Source organism: Flavobacterium psychroterrae, assembly GCF_018380615.1.
GTDB lineage: Bacteria > Bacteroidota > Bacteroidia > Flavobacteriales > Flavobacteriaceae > Flavobacterium > Flavobacterium psychroterrae.
In genome coordinates this window covers 134,310-152,278 of record NZ_JAGYVZ010000010.1, presented here as the reverse complement: position 1 = coordinate 152,278, position 17,969 = coordinate 134,310, and the positions used below count along the sequence as shown (strand labels likewise).

Below are 17,969 nucleotides of genomic sequence, written 5' to 3'. Positions count from 1 at the left end.
TCAATTACTTTCTCAGTTCATCACTTGCTTTTCGATCTCCATCATAATTATCTGTACGATAATTTTCATCGTCACCTTCAAGGATTTTTAAGTAACTATTATAACGTGACCAAGCGATCTCGTCTCTTTCTAAAGCTGCTTTAATGGCACAATGAGGTTCTTCTTTATGCAAGCAGTTGTTAAACTTACATTGATCTTTTAATTTAAAGAATTCAGGAAAATAACCGCTGATTTCTTCTTTCTCCATATCAACAATTCCGAAACCTTTAATTCCCGGTGTATCGATAATTTTTGCATCAAAAGACAAATCATACATTTCGGCAAAAGTCGTCGTGTGCTGACCTTGTTTACTAGCTTCAGAAATGGTTTTGGTTTTAAGATGTAATGAAGGTTCCATGGCATTTACCAAAGTTGATTTTCCAACACCTGAATGTCCGGAAAACATACTTACTTTACCAATCATCATTTCTTTTAGCTCATCAATTCCTTTCATTTCGGTTGAAGAAACACGAAGACATTTGTAACCAATTTGCTGATATACATACTGCATATACAATTGATCATCAAGAGTAGGTTCATCAAAAGTATCAATTTTATTAAAAACCAGAATCGTTTCAATATTATACGCTTCGGCAGTTACCAAAAAACGGTCTATAAAGTTGAAAGTTGTTGGCGGATTATTAATCGTAATCAACAAAAATACGCGATCAATATTTGACGCAATAATGTGCATTTGATGCGATAAATTAACCGATTTACGAACGATGTAATTTTTTCTTTCGTGAATATTAAAAATGGTTCCGGTTAAAGTATCTGAAGTTTCTTCGAGTTCATAATCAACAATATCACCTACAGCAATAGGATTCGTACTTTTAATACCTTTCATCCTAAACTTCCCTTTCATACGGCATTCTATAAAATCACCTTTTTCAGATTTTACCGTGTACCAACTTCCTGTAGATTTATATACGAGTCCTGTCATTCTTTAATTTTAGATTGTTGATTTTAGATTTCAGATTTGAAAACTAAATCTTTGCAAAGATAAATTAATAATTTTAACCATTTAAGTAATGTAAGCGAATATAAGCAGGCATAAATCCAAATACTATCTCTAACAAAAAAATCTCCAAACTTCTTTCGAAGAACGGAGATTTTTATACGAATATTTCACAACTGATATAAGAAAAATTAATATGTTCAATAGCCTAAACTTAAATTAACTTATATCACTTATATGGTTTAAAAATTCAATTATGCGTTGATTACCTTTTCCTGGTGACCAATACTTTCCTGGTGAATTGCTTTGAACATTTTCAAAACAAACTCTTCAGTAAGACCTTTTTTCTCCCCTTCAAGGATCATTTTTCCTAAAATTTCGTTCCAACGATTGTTTTGAAGAACCGCTACGTTTGCATCTTTTTTCACCTGACCAATTTCGTCAGCCACTTTCATACGTTTCCCTAACAATTCTAATAAGTTAGCATCAAGAACGTCGATGTTAGCTCTTAATTTAGTCATTTTTTGAGTGTATTGATCTGTAGTATCATCCGTTTTTCTGATCGTCAAATCTTTAATGATTTGTTTCAAAGCGTCTGGAGTAACTTGTTGAGCAGCATCAGACCAAGCATTGTCCGGATCGTAGTGCGTCTCGATAATCATACCATCGTAATTCAAATCTAAAGCCTCTTGTGTTACTTCGAAAATCATTTTACGATCTCCTGTAATGTGAGATGGATCGATGATTAATGGTAAATCAGGGAATTTATTTTGCAATTCGATAGCAATTTGCCATTCTGGAATATTTCTGTATTTTGTTTTTTCGTAAGTAGAGAAACCTCTGTGAATAACTCCCAATTTCTCAATTCCAGCCATGTGTAAACGCTCAACACCACCTAACCATAAAGCTAAATCTGGGTTTACTGGGTTTTTAACCAAAACGATTTTATCAGTTCCTTTCAATGTATCCGCAATTTCCTGAACAGCGAATGGATTCGCAGTTGTACGTGCACCAACCCATAAAACGTCGATATCATGTTCTAAAGCCAGTTTACAATGAGCCGCAGTTGCAACTTCAGTACCCATCAATAAACCAGTTTCTTTTTTAGCTTTTTGCAACCATTTTAAACCAATTTCTCCAACACCTTCAAATCCTCCCGGACGCGTTCTTGGTTTCCAGATTCCAGCTCTGAATACACTAACTTTTGAATCTTTTAATTCATGAGCAATTTTCAATACTTGATCTTCCGTTTCTGCACTACATGGTCCAGCTATCACAAGTGGGTGATTTAAATTGAAATCATCTAACCACTTTCTCATTTCTTTCTTATTTTCCATCTTAATTTTTAGTTTATTTTTATTTTTTAATTGTTAATCCGTTTAATATTTCCTTGATCTTATTTGTGCTTTCCATTTCTTCAAAAATGGCGTCGTAATTCTCTTCTTTCAACAAATCCCTAAACCGACTCAGGTTTGAAATGTATTCTTCTAATGTTTCAATGACATGTTCTTTGTTTTGCTTAAAAATCGGTGTCCACATTGCTGGAGAACTTTTTGCTAAACGTACCGTACTTTCAAATCCACTTCCCGCCATATCAAAAATATCCTGTTCGTCTTTTTCCTTGTTCATTACCGTTTTCCCAAGCATAAACGAACTAATGTGCGACAAATGCGAAACGTAAGCGATGTGTTTGTCGTGCGAAGTTGGGTCCATATATCGAATCCTCATTCCAATTTCGCTAAAAAGCTTTAAAGCCTTTTCCTGCAATTTAAAAGTGGTTTTTTCCACCTCACAAATGATGTTTGTCTTTCCTTTAAACAAACCTCTTATCGCTGCCGAAGGTCCTGAAAACTCAGTTCCTGCTATCGGATGCGTGGCGATAAAGTTTCTTCTTTTTGGGTGACTGGCTACAGCATCACAAATTGGTTTTTTAGTCGAACCTACTTCAAAAACAATCGTTTTATCTCCAACTAAATCCAACACTTTAGGCAAAACCACCAGCGCCACATCCACAGGAACCGAAACAATTACAAAATCAGCATCAGCCAATTCTTCAAAGCTTCCTGCCTGATCAATAACGCCTAAATCAATTGCTTCCTGCAAGTGTTTTTCGTTATTATCTATTCCAAAAATAGTGGCATCAGGATGTTCGTCTTTGATGTCCAGCACCATCGAACCGCCTATTAACCCTATTCCTATTACGTATACTTTCATATTTATTTTTATTAGAAGCTAAGCTTCTTTATAAATTCCAAATTTTAAAATCCAAATTCCAATTGGAATGGGCTTCGACTTCGCTCAGCCTGACAAACTATGCAAAAAAAACTAAAATCCTGATTCTTTGCTCTTTATTCTTTACTCTTGCTTCTTGCCTCTAAAATCTATCTATCGCTTCTTGTACTTTTTCTTCTTTTACACACAACGAGAATCTGATATATCCTTCACCATTACTTCCGAAGATTGTTCCCGGGGTGATAAAAATATGTTTCTCGTATAATATTTCGTCAATGAACTTTTCTGATGATTCGATTCCTTCCGGTAATTTTGCCCAAACAAAAAGTCCAACTCCTTCTTTATAAACTTTACAGCCTAATTTTTCTGCTAATTTTTCTGTTAATTCTCTTCGGCGTCTGTAAATTTTGTTCTGATCTTCGAACCATGATTTATCACAATTCAATGCTGCGATTGCACCTTTTTGAATTCCGTAGAACATTCCGCTGTCCATGTTGCTTTTTACTTTTAGGACCGCATCGATAATTTCAGGATTTCCTAAAACCATTCCAACTCTCCAGCCTGCCATGTTGAACGTTTTACTCAATGAATTCAATTCCAGAGCCACATCTTTTGCTCCTTCAACCTGCAATAAACTCATTGGGTTATCATTCAAAACAAAACTATACGGATTATCGTTAACCAATAATATGCTATGTTTTTTAGCAAAAGCAACCAATTTTTCAAATAACGCTAAACTTCCTCTAGCTCCTGTTGGCATATGCGGATATCCCAGCCACATAATTTTTACTTTCTTCAGATCTAATTTTTCCAGAGATTCAAAATCCGGTTCCCAGGCATTTGCTTCTTTCAGATCATAATAAACCGGAACTGCTCCAACCAAATTGGTTACCGAAGTATACGTTGGATAACCTGGATTTGGAATTAAAACGTGATCGCCTTCATTCAAAAATGCTAACGAAATGTGCATAATTCCTTCTTTCGAACCCATCAAAGGCAAAATCTCATTATTAGGATTCAACGCAACACCAAACTGATTCTGATAAAAATCTGCCATACCTTTTCTCAATTCCGGTAATCCTTGATAGCTCTGATAACCATGCCCGTTTTCATCTTGAATTGCTGCAGCGACTGCCTCAATTACTGCTTTCGACGGACTCAAATCAGGGCTTCCAATTCCCATATTAATGATAGATTTTCCCTCAGACTGCAGTTGACGAACTTCTCTCAATTTTGATGAAAAGTAGTATTCTTCAACTGTATCTAATCTTTTTGCTGTTGTAATCATTTTTATTTTTTTATTAAAAATGCTTTAGGCTTTAGGCCATAAGCTGTATGCTCTTTTTTTGACTTTATGACTTTCGTCTCACCGACTTACTGGCTTCTCCCGAAGCCTCGGGATTGGAATTTGGAATTTCAAAAAATTGGAATTTCCTTTTTTATGGTTTTGTGTTTTTATATTCTCCCAATACCTTTAAATATTCTGCCATTATATTTAGTAAAGATTTGGCTTTTGCAAAATCTTCGTATTTCTCAAATGTCACATCTACGAAAAACGAATATTTCCAGGGTGTTTCAATTTTTGGAAGCGATTGAATCTTTGTTAAATTCAACTTGCAATCACTCATTACATTCAAAACCGCTGCTAAACTTCCTCTTTTGTGATCTAACTCAAATTTGATAGACGCTCTGTTGATTTCGTTTTCAGGCAGAAATGAATTCTGTTTTTTAATAATCACAAAACGGGTCATGTTGTTTTTGATTGTCTGAATTTCCGGCGCCAGAATTTCCAAATCATACATTTCCGAAGCCGTTTTACTTGCAATTGCTGCAATTCCGGTTAATTGTTTTTCCTGAATTCTTCTTGCAGTTTCGGCAGTATCTTTATCTTCCACCAACTTAATGTTAGGATATTGTTTTAAGAAATCCATACATTGCAAAATTGCCATTGGGTGCGAATGAACTTCTTTTATATCCTCAATTTCCTGACCTTTAAGCGCCATTAAATTTTGGTGAATACTCAAATAATGCTCGCCAATAATGTGCAAATTATTCTTGTCAATCAAAGCGTAATTCGGAATAATTGGCCCTGCAATCGAATTTTCTATCGCCATAACCGCCTGATCAGATTTTCCTGAAAGAAGACTATCAACCAATTCTTCGAAAGACAAACACTCATCAATTTCCACATTTTCAGAGTAATACTCCTTCACTACCTGATGATGAAAAGAACCTTTTATACCTTGTATTGCAATTTTAGTTGTCATATATTCAAAAAAAAATCCTGATTTTCATCAGGATTGTATATTAGTTTTATTTGTCGTTTTAATTTTCTCAAATAACCATAGCACAATCCTCACTTCTACTAAAGAAGAAATAAAAAGAGTTGCTAAAATAAAAACGGTTATTAGACATTTTGTTTGTGTTTTTCAATAAATTCTCTGCGAATGTATAAATTATTTTCACCGCACCAAAAAAAATATTGCATTTTATGAAACAAAAAAGGATTTCTTAACAAAATCTATTGGTTTTGTAGGATATTATAATAAATCAGTCTTAAAATGTGATTTAGGTAATTGATTTTGAGCTTTCCATTTATTAGGATATAAAAATTTTGTATCTTAAAATTTAATTGACATCTCTAAATGTCCTCCTAAACCAAGTTCTACTATTTTTTGTAATGTAGAAAATCGAGCTTCTTTTACATTATTTTCAATCTTAGAAATATATGATTTTGTTGTACCTGCTTTTACCGCAAGTTCTTCCTGAGTCATTCCTTTTTGAAGCCTTGCTTCATGTATCATCGCTCCAATCTTAAAACTTTCAAAACCTGCTTCAAATTCGTCACGTTTTAATGTCCCAATTTTACCGTATTCAATTTCAATAAATTCATCGAGGCTTGATAAGTTTTTATTTTTCGCTTTCATATTCCTTTTTTATTTTTAATGCTTTTTCAATTTCTTTTTTTGGTGTTTTTTGAGTTTTCTTTTGAAAGCCATTAGTAAGAACAACTAATTTCTCTTTATCAAAAAAACAAAAAATCCTAAAAATATCAGTTCCCACTTGAATTCTCATTTCAAAAAGTCCATCTGTATTTTCGATATATTTCAAATATGTTACTGGAACTCTATCGACATATTCAACTAATCTTATTGTCCAAAGTATTTTCTGCTTAACTTTATCTTGTTGTTTCTCGTAGAATTTTCGAAAATAATCTTTAAAAAGAAAAACAGATCTAAACTTTAAATTATCATTCATGCAAATATATAAAAGTTGTTCTAAAGTGAAACATATTTATCTGTGATTCAACTCTCAAACAACAATTATACGAAAAAAGCCACATGTTATAGTGTTTTATTTTTCTTTATTCAAAATAATCCCGAAACCGGCTGATTCTTAATCCCAATTTTTGTATAATCAAAATTCATCTTTTTCTGTAACAATGAAGCATATACGCTTCTAAAATCAATTTCATATTTTAAATCACCGTTGTCTAAATTCGCCAAATCCGGATTATTTCCTAAAATTGTTCCTTTATTATTTCCTCCAATAATAAACATTGGCGCAGCAGTTCCGTGATCGGTTCCGTTTCCGTTGTCTTTTACTCGTCGACCAAATTCTGAGAATACAACAATTGTAACGTTCTGAAGTAATTGTGCTTGTTTTAAATCCTGATAAAAACTAAATAACGCATCATTCAAATCCGTTAATTTTTTCTCATGAATCGCGAGTTGATTGTCATGTGTGTCAAATCCGCCAAGCGACGTATAATATACTTTTGAATTCAGATTTCCTTTGATCAATCGGCCAATCCATTCAAGGTTTTTAGACAAATCGGTTTTAGGATAACTGATTTCTGATTTGGATTTAGCTAAAGCTTTCTGAATTTCATCCGAACCCTCGGTAACGGAATTAGCAATTTTTCGAACAAAATCCAATTGAGGATTATCGGATAACGTTACATTTTCTTCTTTATCTAATTTTACCTTAAATCTGTTTGGATCTTTTACGGTAATCGAATTGGGTTCCATTCCTTTTAAAGCTAAATTATCGATCGAATCCAGATTTATTCCCGCCGTTGCCTGATGTCCGTTGCATTGTAAATCTAAATATCTTCCTAGCCAGCCTTCGTTTATATATTTATTAGAATCTGTTGCGGTCTGCCAAATTTCCTGACTGCGAAAATGAGAACGAATAGGTTCCGGATATCCCACATTCTGAATTACGGTTAAATCTCCGTTTTGCTGCATTTGGGCAAAATCTTTTAATGAAGGATGAAATGCCATTCCTTTATTTTTTCCCACAACTGAATCTTTATTCAATGCGATTTTGGTTCTTAAATCATAATATAACGGATTATCATACGGAATAAAAGTATTCAATCCGTCGTTTCCTCCATTCAGTTGAACAAATACAATACACTGCTCCCCGATTACCAAATTGTTTTGTGTACCAAAAGCGTGTAAAAAATCAGGAAGTACAAGCATTCCGCCTGTAAAAGTTCCTGTAAGCGTTAGAAAATTCCTTCTGTTCATAGCTGTAGCTTTCTAAATTAATTGATATTCGGGTAGTTTTGTGATGTAATCAAAGAGTCGTATTACGGCAAAATTGGCGTGTTCCTCTTTCGGATCAAAATCGTATTTCAGCAAATTCTCCATGTCTTTTTGTATCGAATCATTTACTTTGAATAATAACCTGTTCGACAATTCAGCAATAACGGTTTTATTATTTCCGTTGGAATCAAAATCTATTTTTACGTCAATTTTCTCCAATTCCGATTTTGGTTTTTCAGTTTCGGAGGTCATTGTATTCAATACTTTTCTTGTTATACTTCTTCCGCTGCAAAGCAAATCTGAGGTATTGTTACGTTGCAAATAGATTTGTGAAGTCAGCCACGAATTTCCGCCATCCCAGCCCTTTACATTGACCTGATTGTACAAATCCATTCCTTGTTGCTTCAGGAAAAACATAACCATACCATCATCAAGATCATCGATATGCAATTCTTCTAAGAGCTGTAGAATATAAACTAACGGATCTTTTATTTTAGTTCCCGAAGTCTCTTTCTTATACTCTTCGGTAAAAATTTTAGTTAATAATGGCTCTATTTCAAACTTTACTTTTCTGAAATAATCTCCATAATATTTCACTAACTCTTCGGACGGATTATCATAAATAAACCATTTGAGGATTTTTCGGGTAATTAAATATGGAATTTCTTTTTGTTCGAAAATAATATCTACAAGGTCATCAGCTTTTAAATTTCCGGTTTTGCCGAAATAAGTTTTATCGCTATTATCTTCTGCAAATTTTCTATAAACTGCGCCGTCATCTCCGTAATTTAATCCTGACAAAGCTCTTGCGCCGTTTTTGATGTCGCTTTCTGTATAATTTCCAATTCCAATCGTGAATAATTCTAGTAATTCCCGACTTAGATTTTCGTTGTATTTGCCTTTTTTATTGTCGACATTATCCAGGTATTTGACCATTGCGTTCGATTTCACAATTTGCTTCGTGAGTTCTTTGAAGTTTCCAAAAGCATGTTCTCGCAGAATCATATTGTGCTGATAAATCCAATAATTGACTTTTACTTTTTGAGTAGTAGAAACGAAATGATTGTGCCAAAAACACACCATGTTTTCGCGTAACGGAAATTCATCGTTTCGCATTTTTGAAATCCACCATTTTTTAAGTTCAATTGCGGAGTAGATTTCTTTTTTTTGGATTTTTTTCTTCTCTTCTGAATCTGCCGCTTTTATAGATTCACGCAGCTCTTTGAGTTCGATTAATGTTTTGGGATTGTCATTTAAAAAAGCAGGAAGTTGTGTGTCGAATTTTGAATCATAGGAATGCTTTAGAAATTTTTCTAATCCTAGTTTCTCAATTTTATCGGATTCTTTTCCGGAAAAACCCAACCGTAACGACCAAAGATTACTTTTTTTCATAACGCAGGAATTTGTTTAGAAATAAGACTCGACTTTCTCTTAAAGGTTTAAAGAGAAGGTGCTGAGTTTCTTAGTTACTAAGGTGCTGAGTTTTAAAAATCTTTGGTACTAATTTAAACGGTTTTTTTTTGGGGATATTGCGAATCCCTGGCAATAAGAATCCGAGACAATAAATTAGCAAAGCAATTTTCATTATTTTATCACCAATATAAGTTAAAACTTAAAACAAGGAAAAAATAACATAAAAAACAAAAATTCAAAGACATAATAATCAAATGATATTATATCTTAATCATCCATCATTATTTCATTAAAAAATTGACAATGACCATTTTGTTGGTATTAACAAAATGGTCATTGTCAATGGAATTACATTATAATGAATTAGCTTAACAACACTTTATTTTTTTGATCCCCGAATAATATAATTACGCAGAAATCTGCTAATTCCTTTTTATTAGCTTAAAAATAATAAACTCTCTTAATATCATTTTTAATTTTTAATTCCTAATAAAATTTGAATTTTTGCTTCTATTACTATACCTGCAACAAAAAGAATAAAACTATATATAGCAACTAGAAACCAATTATTTTTTATAATCTCAAAAAAACCCGCTGGCGTTAACCCATAGATTTTAAGCGCATTAATTTTAACTTTGAGCTTACTTTTTTCTTCAAGTGTCAAAATCTCACTAATTACATCAACCTTTCTGCAAGTTGACATATGCAATTTTAAATAGTTTCTATTGTCAAATGACTCTGCCTCTTCTTTACCTTCTAATGCGTCTCTTAGCGAAACTTTATTTCGCAACGCTAAATTTAAAAGTTGCCCCTTTTTTGGAACCGGTCCATGATTTTCAAAATCATGTGTATAAATCAAACTTAAAATTTCTAGGTAAATCAAACTTAAATTGATCTTCAATTTCTTTAACTGTGCCTCCAAGTATTCTAAACCTATTTGCTATCGCTTCAAAACCATAACTTGAGTTTCTCATATTCCAATGAACCCAATTATATGTTTGGTGTTTTTTTAGAAAATCAAAAAATTCTTTTAGCATCTGTTTTTCTAAATAGTTATTTTCATCATCAGATATACAACACAATTCTTTTTTATGAAATTGAGCCTGTAAGTGAATCGAAAATGTTTTAGTTGAATTGTTTCCTCTATTTTTTATACAAATTGAAGTAACTCTCGGAGTTCTCCCCTCAAGATTAAAAAAAGATTCACAGCTGTAGTGAATAATCAAAGTTTTATCGTTTTCTTTTTTAAGTTTGGCAATAATCTCCAATCCTTTCTCTCTATCATCTAATCTTTCAGATTTAAATATTCTCATATATATCTTATTATCTCCTATTAACAATTATTTTTCATCAGTCTTTACGTTAAAATAACGCATAAAAAAAAGCAGTTATCACTATAATAACTGCTCCGTATTTATTAAGAATAAAATCTTTCCTCTTTATTCTATCTTCTTTTTTCTAAAAAATTTAAGATCCACACATTTCACAATCTTCAGGATCTCCGGCTTGTGCTTTTAGCAACATTGCTTTGTAATCCTCTACACTGATTGCCTCTGTTTCCGGAACTAAAACTGCTGCCGGAGCATCTTCTTCTTTTTTATCGTTGTTTAATGTGAATTTAATCGCATCAACCGCAGATTTTGTTCTTAGGTAATACATTCCTGTTTTTAAACCTGATTGCCAAGCGTAAAAGTGCATTGACGTAAGTTTAGAATAGTTTGCATCTTGCATGAACAAGTTCAACGATTGCGATTGGTCAATGAAATAACCTCTTTGACGTGACATATCGATAATGTCTTTCATCGACATTTCCCAAACTGTTTTGTATAATTCTTTCAGGTCTTGCGGAATAACATCAATATTTTGAACTGATCCGTTATGACGCATGATTTCTTGTTTCAACGTTTCGTTCCACAAACCTCTGTCTACTAAATCGTGAAGTAAATGTTTGTTTACTACGATAAATTCTCCAGACAATACACGACGTGTGTAAATGTTTGATGTATATGGTTCGAAAGCTTCGTTGTTTCCTAAAATTTGTGAAGTCGAAGCAGTTGGCATTGGCGCAACTAATAATGAGTTACGAACTCCGTGCTCTACTACTTCCTTTCTTAATGAAGCCCAGTCCCAACGTCCTGATAATTCTTCATCTTTCATTCCCCACATATTGTATTGAAATTCTCCTTTTGACATTGGAGAACCTGCAAATGTAGAATATGGACCTTCTTCTTTCGCCATTTCCATAGAAGCGGTTACAGCTGCGAAGTATAATGTTTCGAAAATTTCCTGGTTCAGTACTTTTGCCTCATCACTTGTAAACGGCATACGCAACATGATAAAAGCATCTGCTAAACCTTGAACTCCTAATCCTACCGGACGGTGACGCAAGTTAGAGTTTTCAGCTTCTTTTACCGGATAGTAGTTTCTGTCAATTACTTTGTTCAGGTTACGAGTCACACGTTTTGTAACGTTGTAAAGTGCCTGGTGATCGAATTTTCCGTTTTCAATGAACATTGGTAACGAAATTGAAGCTAAGTTACAAACCGCGATTTCATCTTTAGACGTGTACTCCATAATCTCCGTACACAAGTTTGACGAACGAATTGTTCCTAAATTCTTGTGGTTCGATTTACGGTTTGCTGCATCTTTGTACAACATGTAAGGAGTTCCGGTTTCGATTTGTGATTCAAGGATTTTCTCCCATAATTCACGTGCACGAATCGTTTTTCTACCTTTACCTCTAAATTCATAATCCAAATACATCGTTTCGAATTCTTCTCCGTAAACATCGTATAATCCAGGACATTCGTTAGGACACATTAAAGTCCAGGACGCATCTTCCTGTACGCGTTTCATGAATAAATCTGAAGTCCACATGGCGAAGAATAAATCTCTTGCACGCATTTCTTCTTTTCCTGTATTTTTCTTTAAATCTAAGAAATCAAAGATATCAGCATGCCATGTTTCGATATAAATCGCAAAACTTCCTTTACGTTTTCCACCACCTTGGTCTACGTAACGAGCCGTATCGTTGAATACTCTCAACATTGGCACGATTCCGTTTGAAGTTCCGTTTGTACCACGGATGTAAGATCCTGTTGCACGAACGTTATGAATAGAAAGACCAATTCCTCCCGCTGATTGCGAGATTTTAGCCGTTTGTTTTAATGTGTCATAAATACCATCGATACTATCATCCTGCATTGCCAAAAGGAAACAAGAAGACATTTGTGGTTTTGGAGTTCCGGCATTAAACAACGTTGGTGTTGCATGCGTAAAGAACTTTTTAGACATTAAATCGTAAGTTTCAATAACTGATTTTAAATCGTCAAGGTGAATACCAACCGAAACACGCATCAACATATGTTGTGGTCTTTCGACGATTTTACCGTTTATTTTTAGCAAATACGAACGCTCTAAGGTTTTAAAACCAAAGTAATCATAATTGAAATCTCTTGTATAAATAATATGAGAATCCAAGAATTCTGAGTTTTCCTGAATTACTTTGAATACTTCGTCCGAAAGTAATGGCGCTTCTTGTCCATTTCTTGGATTTACGTATAAGTACATATCTTTCATCGTTTCTGAAAACGATTTTTTTGTATTTGAATGTAGGTTCGAAATTGCCACACGTGCTGCTAATTGTGCATAATCAGGATGCGCAATAGTCATAGAAGCTGCCGTTTCTGCTGCAAGATTATCTAGTTCAGAAGTTGAAACCCCATCATACAATCCTTCGATAACACGCATGGCTACCTTAACAGGATCTACAAGCTCATTTAAGCCGTAACACAATTTTTTGATTCTTTCTGTAATCTTATCAAACATTACCGGCTCTTTGTGGCCATCTCTTTTTACTACATACATAAGCTTACTTTTTTAGTTTATTGAAAAAATGAAAGTCACTGGAAAACGAATTCTCGGACTTAAACATTGTGTGTTTTTTAATTATTTTTTAAGAATTATAGCATTCTCAATAGCTACCCTCTTCCAGTTTGAAATCAAACCGAAAATGCGTTAAAAATTATTGAATCTTCGATTTGGGAAAAGAGATTCTAAAAATGTTTTGTTATAAAATTTTAATCTTAATCAGTGTTTATTTAGGGAAAACACTAAAATATTTTGTTGTCTAAAAATCTGCATCAAATGAAATTTTCTGAGCATCGCTGTCCGTGTTCATGACACCTGATTTTTGATACTCGGCAACTCGTTTTTCAAAGAAATTGGTTTTTCCCTGAAGTGAGATCATGTCCATAAAGTCAAACGGATTCGCTGATCCATAAACACGTTCGCAACCTAATTCTACTAACAATCTGTCAGCAACAAATTCAAGGTATTGCGTCATTAAAACGGCATTCATACCTATTAAACTTACCGGAAGAGATTCTGTAACAAACTCTCTTTCGATATCTAGAGCATTAACTATAATTTCTTTAATTCTTTCTTTTGGCACTTTATTAATCAGGTGATGATTGTGTAAGTGCACTGCAAAGTCGCAGTGAACGCCTTCGTCACGAGAAATCAATTCGTTTGAGAAAGTCAAACCTGGCATTAAACCACGCTTTTTCAACCAATAAATAGAACAAAAAGCTCCTGAAAAGAAAATTCCTTCAACTGCAGCAAAAGCAATTAGTCTTTCAGCAAATGAATCAGAGTCGATCCATTTTAAAGCCCAGTCTGCTTTTTTCTTAATTGCAGGAAAAACTTCTAATGCATTAAACAATTCTGCTTTCTCTGCTTCATCTTTCACGTAAGTGTCAATTAACAAAGAGTAAGTTTCACTATGAATGTTTTCCATCATGATTTGAAAACCATAGAAAAACTTCGCTTCTGCATATTGAACTTCGTTTACAAAATTCTCAGCAAGGTTTTCATTTACGATTCCGTCAGAAGCTGCAAAAAATGCTAATATGTGTTTAATGAAATATCTTTCATCCTCACTCAGTTTATTATTCCAGTCTGTCAAGTCTTGGTGCAAATCGATTTCTTCAGCAGTCCAGAAACTAGCCTCCATTTTCTTATACCATTCCCAAATATCATGATGTTTGATAGGAAAAATAACGAAACGATTTTTATTTTCTTGTAATATAGGCTCGACTTGTGACATGGTAATTTTTGTTTAATTTTTGTACTGAATTTTTGCTAATTCAATAGACTACAAAGATTGTCATTTATCGCTAAAAATGAAAGCCAAACTTATTCACAATTCGGCATAGTTTTTAACAACGCATGAAAATGAGATATTTTTCAGACAATTATTAATTATTTGTAAATGAGACATTTAATATAGTCATTTATACCTAAAGTCCCCGTAGAATATAGACTTTTTGAAATAAAAAGCAAGAAATTTTCAATTGTTTTAAAAAGTTTTTTTAGAGTTAAAACTTTATTTTTAGAGTTAAAAAATGCCTTCAAAAAGCGGTAACTAAAGCGCTGAATTTTTACTTCTTTTTAAGTTCTTCTGCAACTTTTTCAAGCTCTAAATACCAATCCTGACCAAAACGACGAATCAACGCTTCTTTGACAAATTTATAAACCGGAACTTCTAACTCTTTTCCTAAAGAACACGCATCATCGCAAATATCCCATTTATCATAATTTACCGCAGCAAACTCTGTAAAGTCTTTTACACGAATTGGATATAAATGGCAAGAAACCGGTTTTTTCCAATCTATGATTCCTTGATTGTATGCTTGCTCGATTCCGCAAAGGGCGGTTTTACCATCAAAAATAACATAAGCACAATCTTTCTCGTCGATTAACGGCGTTTCAAGATCGCCATTAGTTCCTTTTACCCAAGTTCCCTGAGCTTCGATTGCTGCAATTCCTTCTTTACGTAAAAAAGGTTTTACTTTAGGATAAATTTCTTCCATTATTCTGGTTTCCTCTTCACTTAATGGAGCGCCCGCATCTCCGTCAACACAGCAAGCTCCTTTACAAGCTGACAAGTTGCACACAAATTCTTTTTCAAGAATATCTTCTGAAATAATGGTTTTTCCTAGTTGAAACATGATAATAAAGTACTGAAATTTATAAAGTGCAAAGATAGACAAAGAAAGCAGATGAAATGAGATTAAATTTTACCGCAATATTTGTTGAATTTTACCGCATAATTCTAACACAAAGTTTTTCACAGAGATACACAAAGATTTTATTATGCTTTGTCAAAGTTTAATCTCAAAGCTTTGTGAACTATAAAAGATCCTTTATAAATTTAACTCTGCGAAAAACTTTGTGCAACTCTGTGGTAAAACTCATAAGCTTACAAAAATCATTGCGATACTCGATACCAAAAACAACAATTGTTACAAAAAACACTTTTTTAACCGCAAAACAGTGTTTTTATAACAAAAGTGTGTTGTGTTAAAAAAAGCCCTAACTTTATTATCTACATTTGCACATCTTTAAACACTAAAAGAAAAATTATGTTACAAATTGATTTTAAGGAAATTATAACTGTTGGAATGGTACTTTTTGCAGTAATTGATATTGTAGGATCAATTCCTATCATAGTAAATTTAAGATCAAAGGTTGGCCATATTGAATCTGAGAAAGCTTCGATTGTTGCCGGACTTATTATGATTGTTTTTCTATTTGTGGGAGAAGGTTTTTTAAGCCTTATAGGTATTGATGTGCATTCGTTTGCGGTTGCGGGTTCATTCGTTTTATTTTTCCTTGCTTTAGAAATGATTTTAGGCATCAGAATCTATCGTGACGAAGAGCCGGGATCAGCTTCTATCGTTCCTTTAGCCTTTCCGTTAATTGCCGGAGCAGGAACTATGACGACTTTACTATCACTTCGATCTCAATTTCATACCATTAATATTATTATTGCTATTTTATTGAATATTATCCTTGTTTATATCGTTTTGAAATCTTCTAAAAAAATAGAGACTTTATTAGGAGAAAACGGACTTGGCGTTGTCCGCAAGACATTTGGAGTCATACTTTTAGCAATTGCTGTTAAATTATTCGCTGCTAATGTTAAAGGTTTGTTCGTCTAACAATTATTTTTATAAATTTACCCCATAAAATTTTAAAAATACAACTTAAGGACATTTTTCAACTCTTCAGGTTTACTTTAGTATTTTACAAACAAACAACCATTATGAAAATTTTTACTTCAATCTTAGTGCTTCTGGCATTAGCTTTAATTGTTTTTAATATTACGTTGCTAGACTTCAAAAATCCTTTTCAGGGAGACAGTGTAGTTGCTTTTATTGGAATCGCAGCTTCATTTTGTGCCGTTTTAATTCTTTTGATTTTTAGAATTTCAAAAAGAATCGAAGAAAAAACAAACGGTCGATAATATGTTTGACGTTTTAATTATTGGCGGAGGCGTTTCAGGCATGTCTTGTGCTCTGGTTTTAGGTTCAGCCAAAAACAAAGCTTTTGTTACCGATAAAAAAATCGGAATTTTTACACACCAAAAAAATTCTTCTTTACAAGAAGCAATTTTCTACAATGCTTATGGAATAATGCCAGGCAAATTAGGATCTGATCTACTTACAGAAAGTACGCAGGACTTATCTACGACTTATCCGCATATTATTCAGATATCAAATGAAAAAGTAATTAAAGTGGAAGGTTCTTATCCTGAATTCACGGTTACTACAAACAAAAACGCATACAAAACAAAAAATATCGTTGTCGGCATTGGTTCTGCCAATACTTTTGACATCGAAGGCTTGATGCAATACATCGAGCCGCATAAAAAGGCACTACCCGAAAAACAACGTATTCAGCTTAAAAACGATGATCATAAAGTAACCGACGGCATTTATGTTATTGGGACTTTAGCAGGCTGGAGAAGCCAATTGGCAATTGCTGCCGGAAGTGGCGCTGCTGTTGCCACAGATATTCTAACTTTATGGAATAACGGCGTACAGACTCATTCGCACGATAGTATTCGATAAAATTATTTACCATATAAGTTATATAAGTAAATATAAATGCATGCGCATAAATTAAATGAACTTATATAACTTATTATGGTTGAGAGTTTATTTTACCGAAACAATTTCTCTAACTGTCATATGTTTCTCTGTATCTGTTTTCCAGATTTCTCCTTTTAACGAAACCTCATCACCTGTTTTTAATGTCTTGTAATTTTGTGGTCCGCCAACATTTACAATGCTGATTACAGCAAAATAAACTTCTTTTTTATCAGTGGTCAATTTTGCAGTATAACCGTCTTTCCCAAATTCTATTGAATCTACTTTTCCTGTTACTGTATTATCCTTTTTCATACTTGCACAAGAAATTACAAATGTCATTAGAACTATTAAAAAACTTACTCTTTTTAGATTTTTCATATTTTATATTTTGATGTAAAGCTCGCTCATTTTCAAGAAAGATCTATTACATTATATTTTAAAAAATTATTATTATTTTATTGTAACGCTGCGCAACTTCCGGCAATTACTTTTACATTTTCTTCAAATTGTTTCCAAACTCTAATATACCTAAAAGCACCGTTTAAGATGTTGCCCTCATAAGTTCCTTTTAGCATAACGGTTACAGCAACTACAGCTGTATTATCAATTATATTAATAAGCTGATCTGAAGCTTCTAAAACTTCGATTTTCATTTTACCTGAACGATAGGATTCTAAATCAAATTCCTTATTAATGGTTTGTCCATCCGGTAAATTAAAAAGCAAATCATCGTGCAGCATTTTATCCAAAGTTGGAATATCAGCCGTTTTAATTGCCGTGAAAAGTTCGATTTCAGCATTTACAATAGTTTCTATTTTCATCTGATTCAAAATTAAG

At 33.3% G+C, this 17,969-nt stretch carries 19 protein-coding genes; 3 read left to right on the top strand and 16 right to left on the bottom strand.

Going from position 1 to position 17,969, the window contains the following annotated elements:
* Window positions 1–4 precede the first annotated feature (4 nt).
* The 14 genes from rsgA to KHA90_RS12305 all read right to left on the bottom strand — a co-directional run bounded on the left by rsgA (window position 5) and on the right by KHA90_RS12305 (window position 15,206).
* Window positions 5–982 carry a ribosome small subunit-dependent GTPase A gene (gene rsgA, locus KHA90_RS12370; protein WP_213300074.1) on the bottom strand — a complete coding sequence of 326 codons (978 nt, stop codon included), beginning with the start codon at window positions 980–982 and terminating at the stop codon, window positions 5–7.
* A gap of 269 nt (window positions 983–1,251) precedes the next feature.
* Window positions 1,252–2,334: a bifunctional 3-deoxy-7-phosphoheptulonate synthase/chorismate mutase type II gene (locus KHA90_RS12365; protein WP_213300071.1), complete on the bottom strand. Its 1,083-nt coding sequence runs from the start codon at window positions 2,332–2,334 to the stop codon at window positions 1,252–1,254.
* A 19-nt stretch (window positions 2,335–2,353) separates the two neighbouring features.
* Window positions 2,354–3,211: a prephenate dehydrogenase gene (locus tag KHA90_RS12360; RefSeq protein WP_213300069.1), complete on the bottom strand. Its 858-nt coding sequence runs from the start codon at window positions 3,209–3,211 to the stop codon at window positions 2,354–2,356.
* Window positions 3,212–3,371: 160 nt separating this feature from the next.
* A complete protein-coding gene (locus tag KHA90_RS12355) occupies window positions 3,372–4,517 on the bottom strand; it encodes a pyridoxal phosphate-dependent aminotransferase (protein ID WP_213300065.1) in 1,146 nt (381 codons plus the stop codon).
* A gap of 151 nt (window positions 4,518–4,668) precedes the next feature.
* On the bottom strand, window positions 4,669–5,496 hold the full coding sequence (locus tag KHA90_RS12350; RefSeq protein ID WP_213300062.1) for a prephenate dehydratase: 828 nt from the start codon (window positions 5,494–5,496) through the stop codon (window positions 4,669–4,671).
* Window positions 5,497–5,850: 354 nt separating this feature from the next.
* Window positions 5,851–6,156, bottom strand: coding sequence for a helix-turn-helix domain-containing protein (locus KHA90_RS12345; RefSeq protein WP_213300059.1), 306 nt, complete (start codon window positions 6,154–6,156; stop codon window positions 5,851–5,853).
* The gene (locus KHA90_RS12340) at window positions 6,140–6,487 is read right to left on the bottom strand and encodes a type II toxin-antitoxin system RelE/ParE family toxin (protein ID WP_213300056.1); all 348 of its coding nucleotides are present in this window, start codon (window positions 6,485–6,487) and stop codon (window positions 6,140–6,142) included. Before KHA90_RS12340 ends, KHA90_RS12345 begins: the two co-directional genes overlap by 17 nt.
* A 110-nt stretch (window positions 6,488–6,597) precedes the next feature.
* Window positions 6,598–7,764, bottom strand: coding sequence for a DUF1501 domain-containing protein (locus KHA90_RS12335; RefSeq protein WP_213300053.1), 1,167 nt, complete (start codon window positions 7,762–7,764; stop codon window positions 6,598–6,600).
* Window positions 7,765–7,776: 12 nt separating this feature from the next.
* A complete protein-coding gene (locus KHA90_RS12330; protein ID WP_213300050.1) occupies window positions 7,777–9,174 on the bottom strand; it encodes a DUF1800 domain-containing protein in 1,398 nt (465 codons plus the stop codon).
* A gap of 493 nt (window positions 9,175–9,667) precedes the next feature.
* Window positions 9,668–10,054, bottom strand: a complete 387-nt coding sequence (locus tag KHA90_RS12325; protein ID WP_213300047.1) for a hypothetical protein — start codon at window positions 10,052–10,054, stop codon at window positions 9,668–9,670.
* Window positions 10,038–10,508, bottom strand: a complete 471-nt coding sequence (locus KHA90_RS12320) for a hypothetical protein (protein WP_213300044.1) — start codon at window positions 10,506–10,508, stop codon at window positions 10,038–10,040. The genes KHA90_RS12325 and KHA90_RS12320 overlap by 17 nt, the downstream gene beginning before the upstream one ends.
* 154 nt (window positions 10,509–10,662) lie before the next feature.
* Window positions 10,663–13,062, bottom strand: a complete 2,400-nt coding sequence (locus KHA90_RS12315) for a ribonucleoside-diphosphate reductase subunit alpha (protein ID WP_213300041.1) — start codon at window positions 13,060–13,062, stop codon at window positions 10,663–10,665.
* A gap of 262 nt (window positions 13,063–13,324) precedes the next feature.
* Window positions 13,325–14,302, bottom strand: coding sequence for a ribonucleotide-diphosphate reductase subunit beta (locus tag KHA90_RS12310; protein WP_213300038.1), 978 nt, complete (start codon window positions 14,300–14,302; stop codon window positions 13,325–13,327).
* A 334-nt stretch (window positions 14,303–14,636) separates the two neighbouring features.
* Complete coding sequence (locus KHA90_RS12305) at window positions 14,637–15,206, bottom strand: DUF3109 family protein (RefSeq protein WP_213300035.1); 570 nt, start codon at window positions 15,204–15,206, stop codon at window positions 14,637–14,639.
* 414 nt (window positions 15,207–15,620) lie between these two features.
* Between KHA90_RS12305 and KHA90_RS12300 the strand changes: the two genes are divergently transcribed.
* The 3 genes from KHA90_RS12300 to KHA90_RS12290 all read left to right on the top strand — a co-directional run bounded on the left by KHA90_RS12300 (window position 15,621) and on the right by KHA90_RS12290 (window position 17,111).
* Window positions 15,621–16,199, top strand: coding sequence for a MarC family protein (locus tag KHA90_RS12300; protein ID WP_213300032.1), 579 nt, complete (start codon window positions 15,621–15,623; stop codon window positions 16,197–16,199).
* 104 nt (window positions 16,200–16,303) lie between these two features.
* Window positions 16,304–16,504 carry a hypothetical protein gene (locus tag KHA90_RS12295; RefSeq protein ID WP_017496183.1) on the top strand — a complete coding sequence of 67 codons (201 nt, stop codon included), beginning with the start codon at window positions 16,304–16,306 and terminating at the stop codon, window positions 16,502–16,504.
* A 1-nt stretch (window position 16,505) separates the two neighbouring features.
* Entirely contained in the window at window positions 16,506–17,111 is a 606-nt protein-coding gene (locus KHA90_RS12290) for an FAD-dependent oxidoreductase (RefSeq protein ID WP_213300029.1), read from the top strand.
* 87 nt (window positions 17,112–17,198) lie between these two features.
* Here KHA90_RS12290 and KHA90_RS12285 read toward each other — a convergent pair whose 3' ends face one another.
* Together KHA90_RS12285 and KHA90_RS12280 are read right to left on the bottom strand one after the other, a co-directional pair.
* The gene (locus KHA90_RS12285) at window positions 17,199–17,510 is read right to left on the bottom strand and encodes a hypothetical protein (protein ID WP_213300026.1); all 312 of its coding nucleotides are present in this window, start codon (window positions 17,508–17,510) and stop codon (window positions 17,199–17,201) included.
* 77 nt (window positions 17,511–17,587) lie between these two features.
* A complete protein-coding gene (locus KHA90_RS12280) occupies window positions 17,588–17,953 on the bottom strand; it encodes a nuclear transport factor 2 family protein (protein ID WP_213300022.1) in 366 nt (121 codons plus the stop codon).
* Between the last annotated feature and the right edge of the window lie 16 nt (window positions 17,954–17,969).

What these genes read in the sequence shown, in the direction of transcription:
- rsgA (WP_213300074.1), bottom strand. Translation starts at nt 982, where the DNA reads ATGACAGGACTCGTATATAAATCTACAGGAAGTTGGTACACGGTAAAA.
- KHA90_RS12365 (WP_213300071.1), bottom strand. Translation starts at nt 2,334, where the DNA reads ATGGAAAATAAGAAAGAAATGAGAAAGTGGTTAGATGATTTCAATTTA.
- KHA90_RS12360 (WP_213300069.1), bottom strand. Translation starts at nt 3,211, where the DNA reads ATGAAAGTATACGTAATAGGAATAGGGTTAATAGGCGGTTCGATGGTG.
- KHA90_RS12355 (WP_213300065.1), bottom strand. Translation starts at nt 4,517, where the DNA reads ATGATTACAACAGCAAAAAGATTAGATACAGTTGAAGAATACTACTTT.
- KHA90_RS12350 (WP_213300062.1), bottom strand. Translation starts at nt 5,496, where the DNA reads ATGACAACTAAAATTGCAATACAAGGTATAAAAGGTTCTTTTCATCAT.
- KHA90_RS12345 (WP_213300059.1), bottom strand. Translation starts at nt 6,156, where the DNA reads ATGAAAGCGAAAAATAAAAACTTATCAAGCCTCGATGAATTTATTGAA.
- KHA90_RS12340 (WP_213300056.1), bottom strand. Translation starts at nt 6,487, where the DNA reads ATGAATGATAATTTAAAGTTTAGATCTGTTTTTCTTTTTAAAGATTAT.
- KHA90_RS12335 (WP_213300053.1), bottom strand. Translation starts at nt 7,764, where the DNA reads ATGAACAGAAGGAATTTTCTAACGCTTACAGGAACTTTTACAGGCGGA.
- KHA90_RS12330 (WP_213300050.1), bottom strand. Translation starts at nt 9,174, where the DNA reads ATGAAAAAAAGTAATCTTTGGTCGTTACGGTTGGGTTTTTCCGGAAAA.
- KHA90_RS12320 (WP_213300044.1), bottom strand. Translation starts at nt 10,508, where the DNA reads ATGAGAATATTTAAATCTGAAAGATTAGATGATAGAGAGAAAGGATTG.
- KHA90_RS12315 (WP_213300041.1), bottom strand. Translation starts at nt 13,062, where the DNA reads ATGTATGTAGTAAAAAGAGATGGCCACAAAGAGCCGGTAATGTTTGAT.
- KHA90_RS12310 (WP_213300038.1), bottom strand. Translation starts at nt 14,302, where the DNA reads ATGTCACAAGTCGAGCCTATATTACAAGAAAATAAAAATCGTTTCGTT.
- KHA90_RS12305 (WP_213300035.1), bottom strand. Translation starts at nt 15,206, where the DNA reads ATGTTTCAACTAGGAAAAACCATTATTTCAGAAGATATTCTTGAAAAA.
- KHA90_RS12300 (WP_213300032.1), top strand. Translation starts at nt 15,621, where the DNA reads ATGTTACAAATTGATTTTAAGGAAATTATAACTGTTGGAATGGTACTT.
- KHA90_RS12295 (WP_017496183.1), top strand. Translation starts at nt 16,304, where the DNA reads ATGAAAATTTTTACTTCAATCTTAGTGCTTCTGGCATTAGCTTTAATT.
- KHA90_RS12290 (WP_213300029.1), top strand. Translation starts at nt 16,506, where the DNA reads ATGTTTGACGTTTTAATTATTGGCGGAGGCGTTTCAGGCATGTCTTGT.
- KHA90_RS12285 (WP_213300026.1), bottom strand. Translation starts at nt 17,510, where the DNA reads ATGAAAAATCTAAAAAGAGTAAGTTTTTTAATAGTTCTAATGACATTT.
- KHA90_RS12280 (WP_213300022.1), bottom strand. Translation starts at nt 17,953, where the DNA reads ATGAAAATAGAAACTATTGTAAATGCTGAAATCGAACTTTTCACGGCA.